We start from the raw sequence: 14,470 nt of genomic DNA on the forward strand, positions 1-14,470 counted from the left end.
TCGGACCCCGGTGGTTGGATGGTTTCATGCTGCACGGGCTCTGGACTCCAGGTGCGGGCCTCATGCTGTGGGACGACGAGAGCGTCGACTCGGAGGACGACGAGCTGCCACCCGTCCTCGCCAAGATGATGACGCGCAAGTTCCGGCACCGCCCTCGCGTCACGTTGCCGTCGCCGCCGGGAACCTTGTCCGTCGCGATGCCCGCCATCGGACTCGCTCCGCCGGAGGCGGTCGAGGTGCTGCTCAAGGTTCCGCGTCGACATCCCCGATTGTCCGGTGACCTCCGCTTCCTGGGCGTCGTGGTCGCCGGTCTGCAGCGATGGGTGCGTGCGGGTCGAGTGGTTCCGCAGCAGCACCGGGCGGAGAATCAGTGGTGGACCAGGTGGGAGCTGGTGGGAGGAGAGTCCCAGCGCGCGTGGATGGCAGAGCTGATCGCCGTCATGCCGCCGGTGCAGACCTTCGAGAGCGGCGGGCCGAAGGCGGTTCTCGACGACATGGTCGGCGAACTCACCGATCCACTGGTGCGGCGCATCGTGGGGCGGCCCGAGGTCACGCACCCCTTGCTGGAGTCGCTTATGGACGGCGAGCCGTACGTGGACGGGACGGCCAGATCCGAAGCGCTGCTGGCGAAGTGGCGCGCCAGTCTGCAGGGAGACGAGCCGGATCTGGTACTGCGGTTGCTCGAGCCGGAGGACCTGCCGGAAAGTGCCGATACCGAGTCCGAGCCCGACGCGTTGTGGCGCCTCGAGGTTCTGCTGAGACCGGATGGCGAAGCGCCGCAGCCGGTTCCGGTGCGCGGATCACTGCGGGAAGGCCGGAGGCCGGCCGGAACGACGGACCCGGCGTTTCTGCGGATCGGGGTGCGCAAGCTCGGGGAGGCATTCACGGCCTACCCACGTCTGCGCGACGTACCGTCCGACCCCGATACGCTCGACCTCCTTCTCCCCACCGACGTGGTGATCGATCTGGTGCAGCACGGCGCAACCGCGTTGCGCGAGAAGGGGATCACCGTTCTGCTCCCGCGCGCGTGGAGCAAGCTCGACCCGTCGCTCCGGCTGAAGGTCGAATCTCCGCCGGCGCCGGCCACCGAGGATCGCGCCGTCGGTATGAACGAGATCGTCTCCTACGATTGGCAACTCGCGCTCGGCGACATGGTGCTCACCGAAGTCGAGATGTCGCGGCTCATCGACGCCAAGTCCGGTCTCGTGCGCATGCGCGGGCAATGGGTGCAGGCGGACGCGGCAACACTGGCCAAGGCCATCAAGTTCATCACCGATCAGGGGCCGTCCCAATCGGAGTCGCTGAAGTCGTTGCTCGATCAGCTGTCGAGCTCGGTACCGGTCCCCATCGAGCAGGTCGACGCAACCGGATGGGCTGCGGCGCTGCTGGATCCGGACCGCACGCCGGAACCGATTCCGGTGCCGGAGTCGCTGAAAGCGACGCTCCGCCCGTACCAGCAGCGGGGACTGGACTGGTTGGCGTTCATGAGTTCTCTCGGACTCGGTGCCGTACTGGCCGACGACATGGGTCTGGGCAAGACGATTCAGGTGCTGGCGCTTCTCGCCCACGAACGGGCGGTGATCCCGACACTGCTCGTGTCGCCCATGTCCGTCGTCGGCAACTGGCAGCGCGAGGCCGCGAAGTTCGTACCCGACCTGAAGGTACACGTTCACCACGGCGCCGACCGGTTGCGCGACGAGGCGCTGACCCGCGCGGTGGTCTCCAGCGATCTGGTGGTGACCACCTACGCGCTGCTCGCGCGCGACGTCGAGCAGTTGCAGAACCAGACGTGGCGGCGGGTGGTGCTGGACGAAGCGCAGCACATCAAGAACCACACGACCCGTCAGTCCAAGGCCGCGAGCGCCATCCCTGCCGATCACCGGCTGGCTCTCACCGGGACACCGGTCGAGAACCGGCTCGACGAGCTGCGGTCCATCCTGAACTTCACCAACAAGGACTTGTTGGGGTCGCCGTCGGGCTTCCGCGCGCGGTTCGCGATACCGATCGAGCGGGAGAAGGACGAGACCGCCGTGGCTCGATTGCGCTCGCTCACATCGCCGTTCGTGTTGCGCCGGGTCAAGACCGACAAGAGCGTGATCGCCGATCTGCCCGACAAGTTCGAGATGACCGTCCGCAGCAATCTCACGGCCGAGCAGGCGTCGCTGTACCAGGCGGTGGTCGACGAGATGATGCGCCAGATCGCCGAATCCGAGGGTATGGCGCGCAAGGGGGCCGTCCTCGCAACGCTGACGCGGCTCAAACAGATCTGCAATCATCCGGCGCACTTCCTCGGTGACGGCTCGTCGGTTCTCAAGCGTGGGCAGCACCGGTCGGGCAAGCTCGCGCTCGTCGAGGACATTCTCGAGTCGGTGCTCGGTGACGGTGAGAAAGCGTTGCTGTTCACCCAGTTTCGCGAGTTCGGTGACATCGTGGCCCCACACTTCTCCGACCGCTTCGGTCGGGAAGTTCCGTTTCTGCACGGCGGGGTGTCGAAGAAGAAGCGCGACGAGATGGTCCAGGCATTCCAGTCCGACGACGGCCCGCCCATCATGGCGCTCTCGCTCAAGGCCGGCGGCACGGGACTCAATCTGACCGCGGCCAACCACGTCGTCCATCTCGACCGGTGGTGGAACCCGGCTGTGGAGAATCAGGCGACGGACCGTGCGTTCCGCATCGGCCAGCGCAAGAACGTGCAGGTGCGCAAGTTGCTGTGCGTCGGCACGGTCGAGGAGCGCATCGATGCGATGTTGACGACGAAGAAGGATCTGGCCGACCTCGCGGTGGGGTCCGGCGAGAGCTGGGTGACCGAGATGTCCACCGCCGAGTTGCGCGACCTCATGAGCCTGTCCCGAGATGCGGTGGGGGACTGATGGTCGATTTCAGCCAGTACGGAAAGCGTCGCCTCGTTGCCGGCGGTATCGAATCACGCACCACGCGAGGAGCTTTCGGTCGTTCGTGGTGGGGCAAGCAATTCGTGCAGACCATGGAGGAGCTGGCCGATGCCGGCCGACTCGCCCGTGGCCGAACGTATGCGCGCGGCAAGGCGGTACTGTCGCTCGAAATTCGCCGGGGGCTCATCGTCGGCGACGTCCAGGGAAGTCAGCTCGACCCGTTCTCCGCGGTGGTGTCCGTGCGGCCGCTCGATACGTTCGCCACCGACGAGCTGCTGGCCGAGATCAGGCAGACGCCGGGAATGCTGGCCGAGCTGGCGTCGGGATCCATCCCCACGGCGCTCGGTCCGCGATTGTTGCCGACCAGCGCGTCCGAACTCGACTTCGAGTGCACGTGCCCGGATGCAGGGTGGCCATGCAAGCACGCCGCCGCGCTGACGTATCTCGCTGCCGAAGAGATCGACGTCAGCGCCGACAAGATCTTGATTCTGCGCGGCGTCGAACTCGACTCGTTGATCACCGGTATCGAGTCGACGACGACGCGGGTGAGCGCGGACGACCACTTCGGCGACGAGGTCGAGTTTCCCGAGTTGCCCACGCCCGTGTACGCCGCTGCACCCGCCGACCTGGACCGGTCCTGCCTGCGCCAGGCCCTGCGAACGGCGGACGTGGACGAGTCCGAGAACGCGAAGGCCATGGCCGACCTGGACGACCTGTACCGACGGATGAAGTGAGGGCTGGTCCTAGACATGCTCGGACGTCCAACTATAGGATGACCGCATGACTCGTGAACTGACCCACTTCGTCGGCGGCAAGCACATCCCCGGTTCGTCCGGCAACTTCGCCGACGTGTTCGATCCCAACACCGGAGCCGTGCAGGCCCGAGTTCCGTTGGCCGACAAGGCCGAGACCGAGGCCGCCATCGCGAACGCCGAGGACGCCCAGCGCGAATGGGCCATGCAGAATCCGCAGAAGCGGGCCCGTGTGCTGATGAAGTTCCTGCAACTGATCAACGCGGACATGGAGTCGCTCGCCCGTCTGCTGTCCTCCGAGCACGGCAAGACCATCGCCGACGCCAAGGGCGACATCCAGCGCGGCCTCGAGGTCGTCGAGTTCGCCACCGGCATTCCGCACCTGCTCAAAGGCGAGTACACCGAGAGTGCCGGCGGCGGTATCGATGTCTACTCGATGCGTCAGCCCCTCGGCGTCGTCGCCGGGATCACCCCGTTCAACTTCCCCGCCATGATTCCGCTGTGGAAAGCCGCACCCGCGCTGGCGTGCGGCAACGCGTTCATCCTCAAGCCGTCCGAGCGTGACCCGTCGGTGCCGCTGCGCATCGCGGAGCTCTTCCTCGAGGCGGGGCTGCCGCCCGGCGTGTTCAACGTCGTCAACGGCGACAAGACCGCCGTCGACGTGCTGCTCACCGACGACCGGATCAAGGCGATCGGCTTCGTCGGCTCCACGCCCATCGCCCAGTACATCTACGAGACGGCCGCCCAGCACGGCAAACGCGCTCAGTGCTTCGGCGGCGCCAAGAACCACGCGATCGTGATGCCCGACGCCGACCTCGACGGCGCCGCCGACGCCCTCATCGGCGCAGGTTACGGATCCGCCGGCGAGCGCTGCATGGCCATCTCCGTCGCAGTGCCGGTGGGTGAGGAAACCGCAGAGGCGTTGCGCGCCAAGCTGATCGAGCGTATGGAGAAGTTGAAGGTCGGTCGCAGCGACGACGAGGGCGTGGACTACGGGCCCGTCGTCACGCAGGCCGCGCTGGACCGCGTCAACGAATATGTGCAGATCGGTGTGGACGAGGGAGCCGATCTGGCCGTCGACGGCCGCGGTTTCTCGTTGGAGGGTCACGAGAGCGGGTTCTTCGCCGGGCCGTCGCTGTTCGACCGGGTCACCCCCGACATGCGCATCTACAAGGAAGAGATCTTCGGACCCGTGCTGCAGATGGTCCGCGCCGCCGATTACGAAGAGGCGCTGCGGCTTCCGTCGGATCACGAGTACGGCAACGGTGTTGCCATCTTCACCCGCGACGGCGACACCGCCCGTGACTTCACGGCCCGCGTCAACGTCGGTATGGTCGGCGTCAACGTGCCGATTCCCGTTCCGATCGCGTACCACACCTTCGGTGGTTGGAAGCGTTCCGGATTCGGCGATCTGAATCAGCACGGCCCGGACTCGGTGCGGTTCTACACCAAGACCAAGACGGTGACCTCGCGCTGGCCCAGCGGCGCCAAGGAAGCCGTGGCCGAGAATCATTTCGTCATCCCGACGATGGACTGATCGCGTATGTCGAGCAACATCTTCGAGCTCTCCGGTGACGAGCGGGCGATCAGTGACACCGCCCGCGAATTCGCCGCGGAGTACCTCGCGCCGCATGCGATCGAATGGGACCAGGACAAACATTTCCCGGTCGACGTTCTTCGCAAGGCCGCGGCTCTGGGAATGGGCGGCATCTACACCAGGGAGGACGTGGGCGGCTCCGGGCTGACGCGAGTGGACGCGGTCAGGATCTTCGAGCAACTCGCGATCGGTGACCCGTCGATCGCTGCGTACATCTCCATTCACAACATGGTGACGTGGATGATCGACTCCTACGGCACCGACGAACAGCGCACCAGGTGGGTTCCCGCTCTCTGTTCGATGGATCACCTGGGCAGTTACTGCCTCACCGAGCCGGGAGCGGGGTCGGACGCCGCCGCGTTGTCCACGCGTGCGGTTCGCGACGGGGACGACTATGTCCTGAACGGGGTCAAGCAGTTCATCTCCGGCGCCGGCACCTCCGACGTCTACGTCGTCATGGCACGCACCAGCGCGAACGGGGCACGCGGGGTGAGCGCCTTCATCGTCGGAAAGGACTCCGCGGGACTGTCGTTCGGCGCCAACGAGAAGAAGATGGGCTGGAACGCTCAGCCCACCCGGCAGGTCGTGTTCGAGGACGTGCGCGTTCCCGCCGCCGACATGCTCGGAGCCGAGGGCGACGGTTTTCGCATCGCCATGAACGGTCTCAACGGTGGACGCATAAATATCGCCGCGTGCTCTCTCGGCGGCGCGCAGTCCGCATTCGACACGGCTGTCGCCTACCTGGCGGACCGTCGGGCGTTCGGCGGGGCGCTGCAGGAGAAACAGGCGCTGCAGTTCCGGCTCGCCGACATGCGCACCGATCTCGAGGCGTCTCGCACGTTGCTTCTCCGCGCAGCTCATGCGTTGCAGGCGAATTCGCCCGACAAGGTGGAACTGTGCGCGATGGCGAAACGGTTCGTCACCGATACCTGTTTCGCGGTGGCCAACGATTCACTGCAGATGCTCGGCGGATACGGCTATCTTGCCGAGTACGGCATCGAGAAGATCGTGCGCGACCTTCGGGTGCACCAAATTCTGGAAGGGACGAACGAAATCATGCGCGTCGTCATCGGACGTTCGGTCGTGGGAGCAGCATGACGGATGTAGTTTTCGACGTCTCGGACGGCGTCGGCACCATCCTTCTGAACCGGCCCAAGGCAATCAACGCGCTCGACCACGAGATGGTTCGTGAGATCGACGCCCAGCTGATCTCCTGGGCGTCGGATCCGCAAGTGCGCGTGGTGCTGCTGAAGGGCGCCGGTGATCGGGGTCTGTGCGCAGGCGGCGACATCGTCTCCATCTACGAGGACGCGCGATCCGGTGGCACGGCCAGCGCCGACTTCTGGCGCGACGAGTACGTGATGAACTCGCGAATCGGCCGCTACTCGAAGCCGTTCGTGGCGATCATGGACGGCATCGTGATGGGCGGGGGAGTGGGCATCGCGGCACATGCGTCGGTCCGCATCGTCACCGAGCGCTCCAAGGTCGGAATGCCCGAAGTGGGAATCGGTTTCGTCCCCGACGTCGGTGGTACCTGGCTGCTCGCCCGCAGCCCCGGCCAGACCGGTGTTCACGTGGCGCTCACGACGGCGCGGATGTCGGCCGCCGACGCGATCGCCGCCGGATTCGCCGACCACCTGGTGCCGTCGGACTCGCTCGAAGACTTCGAGAAGACCCTGCGCGCTGGAACCGTGGAGGATGCGGTGGGTGGGTTCGCGCAGCCACCGGGTGAGTCCGAGTTGATGGCACAGCGTGACTGGATCGACGAACTCTACGGCGGCGACGACGCGAGCGTCATCGTCGACCGTCTGCGCGAGAGCGGAATCGACGCGGCCGTCGCTGCTGCCGACGCTATCGAGAGCAAGTCGCCCACGTCGGTGGCCGTCACGCTCCGGTCGATTCGGCTGGCGGAACGCGCAGCGTCGTTGGAGGAGGTGCTCGAGCACGAGTACCGAATCTCCGTGTCGTGCCTGACTTCTCCCGATCTCGTCGAAGGTATTCGAGCGCAGGTCATCGACAAGGACCGGTCGCCGTCGTGGACTCCCGCGACCCTGGCGGACGTGACGACGGCGGACGTCGACCGGTTCTTCGGCTCGCTCGGCGACAACGAACTGAATCTTCCCGAGCTGGACCCACAGAAAGGATCGTCGTGACCACGACCATCGGATTCATCGGCCTCGGACACATGGGTGGTCCGATGGCCGCCAACCTCGTCTCCGCGGGGTACGACGTGCACGGGTTCGACCTGGTGCCCGCATCGCTCGAGCAGGCGGAGAAAGACGGGGTGCGTCTCGCCTCGTCGGCCTCCGATGCAGCGTCGGACGCGGATGTCGTGATCACGATGCTGCCGAACGGGCGCCTCGTTCTCGGGGTCTACGACGAGGTGCTCGAAGCGGCCGCACCGGGCACCCTGTTCGTCGATTCGTCGACGATCGACGTGGCAGATGCCCGGCAGGCGGGCGCATCCGCGGTTGCCGCCGGTTTCGCCGCGCTCGACGCGCCGGTCTCGGGCGGAGTCGGCGGCGCCACCGCGGGAACGCTGACCTTCATGGTCGGCGGCACGGAGGACGACTTCGCCCGGGCCCTTCCGCTTCTCGAGGTCATGGGGCGCAAAGTCGTGCACTGCGGCGCAGCGGGAAACGGGCAGGCGGCCAAGGTCTGCAACAACATGATTCTCGGCATCTCGATGATCGCGGTCAGCGAGGCATTCGTGCTCGGTGAGAAGCTGGGGCTGACCAATCAGGCTCTCTTCGACGTCGCGTCCACGGCGTCGGGGCAGTGCTGGGCCTTGACCACCAATTGTCCGGTGCCCGGTCCCGTACCGACGAGCCCGGCCAACAACGACTACAAGCCGGGCTTCTCGGCTGCGTTGATGACGAAGGATCTCGGTCTCGCAGCGAATGCGTTGCGTGCCAACGGAGTCGAGGGCGAACTGGGTCTGCTCGCCACGTCGATCTACGAGAAGTTCGCTGAAGAGTCCGGTGGGCAGGACTTCTCCGCCATCGTCAACGCCATCAGGGAGCGATCCGCGTGAGCGACTACCAGACCATCCTGACCGAGACCCGCGGGCGGGTCGGGTTGATCACGCTGAATCGGCCGAAGGCGCTGAACGCGCTCAATTCGCAGCTGATGGAGGAGGTCGTCTCCGCCGCTCGCACTTTCGACCGGGATCGAGGCATCGGTGCCATCGTGATCACCGGGTCGGATCGCGCCTTCGCCGCCGGAGCGGACATCAAGGAAATGCAGTCCAAGACGTACATGGACGCGTACCTCGACGACTTCTTCGCCGACTGGGATTCCTTCGCCGCCGTGCGAACTCCCACGATCGCCGCCGTGGCCGGGTACGCGCTGGGCGGCGGGTGCGAACTGGCGATGATGTGCGACTTCATCCTCGCCGCGGACACCGCGCAGTTCGGTCAACCCGAGATCGCACTCGGCGTCATTCCCGGAATCGGTGGCTCGCAGCGCCTCACGCGGTCGGTCGGCAAGTCCAAGGCGATGGAGATGTGCCTGACCGGGCGCAAGATGGATGCCGAGGAAGCCGAGCGAGCCGGGCTGGTGTCGCGCATCGTGCCGGCGGCGGAGCTGCTCGACGAGGCGATGTCGGTGGCCGCCACCATTGCCGAGAAATCGTTGCCGGTCGCGATGATGGTGAAAGAGGCGGTGAATCGTTCGTTCGACACCACCTTGGCCGAGGGAGTTCGGTTCGAGCGCAGGGTTTTCCACTCGACCTTCGCCACGGACGATCAGAGCGAGGGAATGACCGCCTTCATCGAGAAGCGGTCGCCGACGTTCGAGAACCGCTGAGGTTCACCAGGAACCGCCTTCGTCGAAGTCCCCGGCCTCGCGGCGAGTTCGGGCGAGGATGCGGACCAGGGGGCTCAGATCCTTGTCGGCAATTCCGGGCTGGGCGAACACTCGATCGTTGAGCTCCTTCGTCGCCGAGATGGCCAGTGCGCGTCCCTCGTCGGTGATCTCGACCAACGTAGTGCGTCGATCCGTCGGGTGCGGAACGCGGCGGACGAGGGACGCTGCCTCGAGCCGGTCGACGGCGTTGGTGACGCTGGTCGGGTGAACCTGCAGGCGCGCACTGGCTTTCGCCATCGGCAACGACCCGTTCTTGGTGAAGGTCAGGAGGGTGAGCAGCTCGTATCGAGCGAAGGTCAAGCCGGTCGGTTTCAGGACCTCCTCGACGCGCGACATCATGATCTGCTGCACACGCATGATCGAGGTGACGGCAGCCATACCGTCGGCGGCCTTCTTCCACCCGTGTTTCGTCCACTGTCGGTGAGCTTCCTCGATCGGATCGAGCGGGAGCTTCGGTGCGGACGCCATGCTTTGATCATTTCACGGCCACTACCCTGTTCGCACCGAACCATCAACCCCATCAGCAACATCTATCACTTTGGTATCAGTACCGTCTCAAACGGCTACGACGCCGAAATCCCGTGTTCCACTCGCTGTGCACACCATCTCTGTCCGTTTCACCGAGGGAGTCCTTCCATGCGCCACCAACGATCGCTCCGCCGAACGGTCGCGGTTCTCGCCGTCGCATCCGCGGCACTCGCCGTTCCCACCACGGCCTCTGCCGCCCCCGTCGCCACCGGCGCGGCCGCAGCCGCGCAGCAGGCGATCGCCGCCGCGGGAACAGCGACGGACGTTGCCGGACCCGCCGATCTCGCGAGCCTGATCGGCACGGCGAACCAAGCTCTCGAAGGACTCGGGTTGACGCCGTTCTTCTACCCGACCGGCGCACTCAACTGCTCCGCCGTTCCCGGAACGCCGCTGGGAATCGTGCCCGCGGTCGCCGGAGCAGCGCCCGGGCCGTACGCCATTCCGGGCCTGCCCACGGTTCCGGGAGTCGACACGAACCTCGTCGGCAAGGGTGAGACCCTCTTCGCGTTCGTGCCGGCCGGTGTCGTGAACGACGCCGCCGACAAGACGGGGATGCAGGTGGCCTGGTTCAACGTCAACACGTTCCAGGGTGGATTCGCCGAGATGGGCGGCCTCGGAGAGACGCTCATGGGCACCCTGTTGAGCCGTGTGCCCGACCAGTTCAAGGCGATCGCCGAAAGCATCCTGGCCCCCGTCGTAAACGCGATTCCGAGTGCCGGCGTGCGGCTCGCGCCGGTCGAGACCGGATCAGGAACGGTGCTTGCTGCGGTGTTCGGCCAGGTCACTCACGACGGACAGACCTGCGCGTTCCTGCCGACCATCGGGCTCACGCAGGTCGGGTGACCGGCGCCGGTTTGTGTGAGGTCAGCTTGTACGCGGTCATCGCGGCGGCTGCGGCGACCAACGGGACCGTCCACCAGTAGTCCTGCCACCCGACCTCGGCGAGCGCGAACACCGTGCCGACGGCGAGGAGGGTGCGCAGGGCGGTCTTGTTGTACTCACGAGGAACTGCGTTGGACGGCCGGATCCATCGGTACGCGGCCAGCATCCCGATGGTGACGGCTGTCAGGTGGCCGACGGCGGTGAAGTCGTGCTCGATCACGACGGCGACGCCGGTGACCGCGAACCACATCGAGGCCCAGGGAGCCCGGTACGTCGTCGGTAGCGCCCAGGTCAGCGCGCCGATGACGGCCGCGGCGCCATAACTGACGCCGACGTCCTCCGCGCGGACCACGCTGATCGGGACGGCGCCGTGCCGTACTGCGAAGAACAGGCCCGTTGCCACCAGCAGCGTCGCGCCGACGTGCCCGAGAGCGAACAACGCGAACAGCTTGCGGCTGCGCCACACGATCTCCGCCACCGCGAGAAGACAGACGAGGCCGGGAAGCCAGAGCCAGGTGGCGCCGCCGTCGGTGACGAACGCGCTGACGACGAGCGTTCCGACGTGGCCGTGCAGGAGATTGTGCAGGTTCGTGCTGGCGAGCAACAGAAAGCGATCCTGTGCGGAGTCGGACAGCTGCGACAACCCGATCGACGCGGCGATGATCAGGCACGCGTAGATCGTCGTGACCCGAACTGACCACAGAGCCGATCCGATACGGCGAAGTGTCCACGCCGGCGCCGTGCGCGGCGCACGTGCCGGCACGTCGGTCACAGCGGTCACATCGATGCCCTTCACGAAAAGTAGTTACCCGAGCTCGAGAATATGCAACCTCACCGGTGCGTCCGCCATTCCCGAGCTGTGAGGTTGCTGGGAGCCGGCGGACGGTACCGTCACCGTCATGGAGTCATTCGAGGCCGAGGGGGTCGTGGGTTCGCTCGATCGCCCAGCCGACGCCGTCCGTGCGGCAGTGTTGCTCGCCCACGGAGCGGGCGGCAACCGCGAATCGAAGATCCTGTTGGCCGTCTCCGACGCGCTGACGGCGCGCGGACTGCTGGTGGCCCGGATCGATCTGCCGTTTCGGCAGCGACGTCCGAAGGGTCCGCCCTCCCCGTCCGGGGCGGCCGGCGATCGTGCGGGCATCGTGGCCGCGGCGTCGGCGCTGCGGTCGCTGGCCGGCGACGTGCCACTGGTCGTCGGCGGTCAGTCCTACGGCGGCCGTCAGGCGTCGATGGTGGCGGCGGAGAACCCGGACATTGCCGACGGCCTGCTGTTGCTGTCCTATCCGCTACATCCGCCGGGCAAGCCGGAGAAGATGCGCACCGAGCACTTTCCGCAGTTGCGAACCCCGGTCGTATTCGTCCACGGAAGCAGCGACCCGTTCGCCACCGACGACGAGCTGGCGGAGGCGGTCACCGACGTTCCGTCGCAGGTGCACGTGGTGAACATTGCGGGCGCCGGCCACGATCTCGCGCCCGCCAAGAAGCCGACCGGAACACTTGCCGCCGACGCCGTGGTGGACTACCTGCTCTGATCCGCCACGGCTCGCGCGAAATTGCTGCCCGACGCGCACAGATCGGCCACCGTCTGCAGGTCCTCGAGCTCGTCCGCGTCGAGCAGCGCATCGACCAGTTCGACACGGCCACCGGCCTTCTCGATCGCCGACCGGGTGAGGTCACCGGTGTTCGACTGCGACATCGGCACCGACCCGACGGGAATCACCCACGTCGGGTTCGGTACACCGAGCACCCACCACCCGCCGTCGAGTGCAGGTCCGAGAACACAGTGGTCGGGGGTACGCAGCAGTGAACTGCACACCGACGTGAGCAGAGCGGGCGTCACCTGAGGAGTGTCCATGCCGATCTGGACGATGGGGTCCCCGTCGAAGGCGTCGTGGTGCGCGTTCACGAGGCGTGTTGCGAAGTCGTCGCCCCGCTGCTCGACAACGGTGAAATGCGACAGCGCTTCTCGCACCTCGTCGCTGCGGGCCGCGTCGGCCACCCGACCCGTCATGGCCACCACGCGGCGGCGTGCGGGGGTGCGGGCCACCGCATCGAGAGTGTCGAGCAGTGCGGCAGCAGCGATCCCCGCCGCCTGGTCCGCGGTCATCGTCTTCATCAGGCGAGTCTTCGCCAGTCCCGGTACCGGCGCCTTCGCCACCACCAGGAGGGTCACAGCCGGATCGGTCACGGTATCGCCTTCCAGAAGTCCCAGATCGCGATCGCACTGCCCTTGACCGACCCGGAGACCTTCGATTTGCCGGCGGTGCGGGGCCGATAGGTGATGTCGCGCTCGACGATTCGCCACTTCGCGCGCGCAGCGAGGACGAGCAACTGCAGCGGGTAACCCGAGCGGCGGTCGCTCACACCCAGATCGAGCAGCTGCGTCCGTCGGAACGCACGCACCGGACCGATGTCGTGGACGTCGATGTCGAGGCGCTGCCGCAGGCGCGCAGCCAGAATCGAGTTGCCGATGCGGGCGTGCCACGGCCACCCGCTCGCACGCACGGCCCGTCGGCGACCGACCACGAGATCGGCGTCGGCCAGGGCGCCCACCATGGAGACCAACTCGGCCGGATCCATGGATCCGTCACCGTCGAGCACACACACGATGTCGGTCTCGGCAGCCACCACCCCGGCGTGCACCGCCGACCCGTATCCCGGGACGCGTTCGTGGACGACGCGGGCGCCGTGTGCGCGGGCCACGTCGGCGGTTCCGTCCGTGGAGTTGTTGTCGACGACGAGCGCGGTGAACCCCGGCGGCATCGCGGCCAACACGCCCGGCAACGAGCCGGCCTCGTTCAGGCACGGAATCACGACTGTCGCAATGGGATCGGTCATGTCCGTCTCACACCGTCGGCGGGCCGGCGGAGGCGGCGTCGCGCAGAGGTGCCGAGGCGAAGCGCACGAGACCGTCTTCGGGGTGCACCGACGCCTTGAACCCGAGAAGCTTCTCGGCGCGATCCCCGCTGGCCACGATGTGCCGCACGTCGCCCGGACGGAATTGCCCGGTGACGACCGGTTCGATTGCATGCGACTGCGCTTCGGCGAGGATGGACGCGACCTCGCCGATCGAAATCGGGTGGCCCGAACACACGTTCAGGGGAGTGAAGCCGGACAGACCGATGTTGACCGCGGCGAGATTGGCCGCCGCTACGTCACGGACGTCGACGAAGTCTCGCATCTGCGTCCCGTCCTCGTAGACCCGCGGCGGTTGCCCGGCTTCGAGTGACGACCGAAACATCGCTGCCACACCGGAATACGGGGTGTCGCGCGGCATGTGGTCGCCGTAGACGTTGTGGTAGCGCAGCGCCGTCACCGAACTGCCGGTCGCCAGGGAGAACGCCAGCGCGAAGTGTTCCTGCGCCGTCTTGCTCGCGGCGTAGAGGCTCCGCGGTTCCAATGGCGCGTTCTCGTGCACGACATCCCACACCAGCGGCTCGTCGCCGATGGGGCAGCGGTTGTCGAACATCCCGTTCTCGAGGTCCTCGGTGCGTCGGGGGAGCGGCCGGACGGCGCCGTGCGTCTCGCACCGATAGTGACCTTCCCCGTAGACGACCATGGACGATGCGAGAACGAGTCTGCTGCACCCGGTTTCCGCCATGGCAGCCAGCAGGACGGACGTCCCGAAATCGTTGTGACTGGCGTACGCGGGGGCGTCGGCCATGCTCACACCGGCACCGACCACGGCCGCTTGGTGACAGACCACGTCGACCCCGGCCATGGCCGTCGACAAGTCGGCCGGTGAACGAACGTCCAGGCGGGAGATACCGTCGACGGGTTCGGGGGACTCTCCGTGCGCGGAGGCGAGGAATGCGTCGGACGCGACCACGTCGTGACCGTCGATGCGCAACGCCTCGGCGATGTGCCCGCCGATGAAACCCGCTGCACCGGTCAGAAGTACACGCACTTCGCTCTCCTCGTCATTTCCTCGGTCGGTACATTCGTGTGTGGAT

14 protein-coding genes are annotated in these 14,470 nt (G+C 66.6%); 9 read left to right on the forward strand and 5 right to left on the reverse strand.

Features of this window, described 5'->3' with window-relative positions:
- Positions 1-26: 26 nt before the first annotated feature.
- The 7 genes from AC59JP_RS22620 to AC59JP_RS22650 are packed head-to-tail and all read left to right on the forward strand — an operon-like array spanning position 27 to position 9,047.
- Positions 27-2,870, forward strand: a complete 2,844-nt coding sequence (locus tag AC59JP_RS22620; protein ID WP_497328090.1) for a DEAD/DEAH box helicase — start codon at positions 27-29, stop codon at positions 2,868-2,870.
- A complete protein-coding gene (locus AC59JP_RS22625) occupies positions 2,870-3,625 on the forward strand; it encodes an SWIM zinc finger family protein (RefSeq protein ID WP_497328091.1) in 756 nt (251 codons plus the stop codon). Before AC59JP_RS22620 ends, AC59JP_RS22625 begins: the two co-directional genes overlap by 1 nt.
- A 46-nt stretch (positions 3,626-3,671) precedes the next feature.
- Positions 3,672-5,180, forward strand: a complete 1,509-nt coding sequence (locus AC59JP_RS22630; RefSeq protein ID WP_497328092.1) for a CoA-acylating methylmalonate-semialdehyde dehydrogenase — start codon at positions 3,672-3,674, stop codon at positions 5,178-5,180.
- 18 nt (positions 5,181-5,198) lie between these two features.
- Positions 5,199-6,338, forward strand: a complete 1,140-nt coding sequence (locus AC59JP_RS22635) for an isobutyryl-CoA dehydrogenase (protein ID WP_497328177.1) — start codon at positions 5,199-5,201, stop codon at positions 6,336-6,338.
- On the forward strand, positions 6,335-7,393 hold the full coding sequence (locus AC59JP_RS22640) for an enoyl-CoA hydratase/isomerase family protein (RefSeq protein WP_497328093.1): 1,059 nt from the start codon (positions 6,335-6,337) through the stop codon (positions 7,391-7,393). Before AC59JP_RS22635 ends, AC59JP_RS22640 begins: the two co-directional genes overlap by 4 nt.
- Positions 7,390-8,274, forward strand: coding sequence for a 3-hydroxyisobutyrate dehydrogenase (gene mmsB / locus AC59JP_RS22645; protein WP_497328094.1), 885 nt, complete (start codon positions 7,390-7,392; stop codon positions 8,272-8,274). The genes AC59JP_RS22640 and mmsB overlap by 4 nt, the downstream gene beginning before the upstream one ends.
- On the forward strand, positions 8,271-9,047 hold the full coding sequence (locus tag AC59JP_RS22650; protein WP_497328095.1) for an enoyl-CoA hydratase: 777 nt from the start codon (positions 8,271-8,273) through the stop codon (positions 9,045-9,047). Before mmsB ends, AC59JP_RS22650 begins: the two co-directional genes overlap by 4 nt.
- A gap of 3 nt (positions 9,048-9,050) precedes the next feature.
- Here the strand turns inward: AC59JP_RS22650 and AC59JP_RS22655 are convergent, their stop codons facing one another.
- Complete coding sequence (locus tag AC59JP_RS22655) at positions 9,051-9,575, reverse strand: MarR family winged helix-turn-helix transcriptional regulator (protein ID WP_497328097.1); 525 nt, start codon at positions 9,573-9,575, stop codon at positions 9,051-9,053.
- Positions 9,576-9,743: 168 nt separating this feature from the next.
- Between AC59JP_RS22655 and AC59JP_RS22660 the strand changes: the two genes are divergently transcribed.
- Positions 9,744-10,478, forward strand: coding sequence for a hypothetical protein (locus tag AC59JP_RS22660; RefSeq protein WP_497328099.1), 735 nt, complete (start codon positions 9,744-9,746; stop codon positions 10,476-10,478).
- Here the strand turns inward: AC59JP_RS22660 and AC59JP_RS22665 are convergent.
- Positions 10,462-11,298: a rhomboid-like protein gene (locus AC59JP_RS22665; RefSeq protein ID WP_497328101.1), complete on the reverse strand. Its 837-nt coding sequence runs from the start codon at positions 11,296-11,298 to the stop codon at positions 10,462-10,464. The genes AC59JP_RS22660 and AC59JP_RS22665 overlap by 17 nt on opposite strands.
- 118 nt (positions 11,299-11,416) lie before the next feature.
- On the opposite strand from AC59JP_RS22665, the gene AC59JP_RS22670 reads away from it, so the two are divergent.
- Positions 11,417-12,049, forward strand: coding sequence for an alpha/beta hydrolase family protein (locus AC59JP_RS22670; RefSeq protein ID WP_497328103.1), 633 nt, complete (start codon positions 11,417-11,419; stop codon positions 12,047-12,049).
- Here AC59JP_RS22670 and AC59JP_RS22675 read toward each other — a convergent pair.
- The 3 genes from AC59JP_RS22675 to AC59JP_RS22685 are packed head-to-tail and all read right to left on the reverse strand — an operon-like array spanning position 12,037 to position 14,424.
- Entirely contained in the window at positions 12,037-12,705 is a 669-nt protein-coding gene (locus AC59JP_RS22675; protein ID WP_497328105.1) for a TIGR04282 family arsenosugar biosynthesis glycosyltransferase, read from the reverse strand. The two genes, AC59JP_RS22670 and AC59JP_RS22675, sit on opposite strands and share 13 nt — an antisense overlap.
- On the reverse strand, positions 12,702-13,355 hold the full coding sequence (locus tag AC59JP_RS22680; RefSeq protein WP_497328107.1) for a glycosyltransferase: 654 nt from the start codon (positions 13,353-13,355) through the stop codon (positions 12,702-12,704). Before AC59JP_RS22680 ends, AC59JP_RS22675 begins: the two co-directional genes overlap by 4 nt.
- 7 nt (positions 13,356-13,362) lie before the next feature.
- The gene (locus tag AC59JP_RS22685; RefSeq protein WP_497328109.1) at positions 13,363-14,424 is read right to left on the reverse strand and encodes an NAD-dependent epimerase/dehydratase family protein; all 1,062 of its coding nucleotides are present in this window, start codon (positions 14,422-14,424) and stop codon (positions 13,363-13,365) included.
- Positions 14,425-14,470 lie beyond the last annotated feature (46 nt).

This window comes from Rhodococcus sp. 320_ES (genome assembly GCF_059691855.1).

Bases quoted from the DNA above. Each gene is read 5' to 3' on its own strand.
- AC59JP_RS22620 (WP_497328090.1), top strand. From the start codon at position 27: ATGCTGCACGGGCTCTGGACTCCAGGTGCGGGCCTCATGCTGTGGGAC.
- AC59JP_RS22625 (WP_497328091.1), top strand. From the start codon at position 2,870: ATGGTCGATTTCAGCCAGTACGGAAAGCGTCGCCTCGTTGCCGGCGGT.
- AC59JP_RS22630 (WP_497328092.1), top strand. From the start codon at position 3,672: ATGACTCGTGAACTGACCCACTTCGTCGGCGGCAAGCACATCCCCGGT.
- AC59JP_RS22640 (WP_497328093.1), top strand. From the start codon at position 6,335: ATGACGGATGTAGTTTTCGACGTCTCGGACGGCGTCGGCACCATCCTT.
- AC59JP_RS22655 (WP_497328097.1), bottom strand. From the start codon at position 9,575: ATGGCGTCCGCACCGAAGCTCCCGCTCGATCCGATCGAGGAAGCTCAC.
- AC59JP_RS22660 (WP_497328099.1), top strand. From the start codon at position 9,744: ATGCGCCACCAACGATCGCTCCGCCGAACGGTCGCGGTTCTCGCCGTC.
- AC59JP_RS22670 (WP_497328103.1), top strand. From the start codon at position 11,417: ATGGAGTCATTCGAGGCCGAGGGGGTCGTGGGTTCGCTCGATCGCCCA.
- AC59JP_RS22680 (WP_497328107.1), bottom strand. From the start codon at position 13,355: ATGACCGATCCCATTGCGACAGTCGTGATTCCGTGCCTGAACGAGGCC.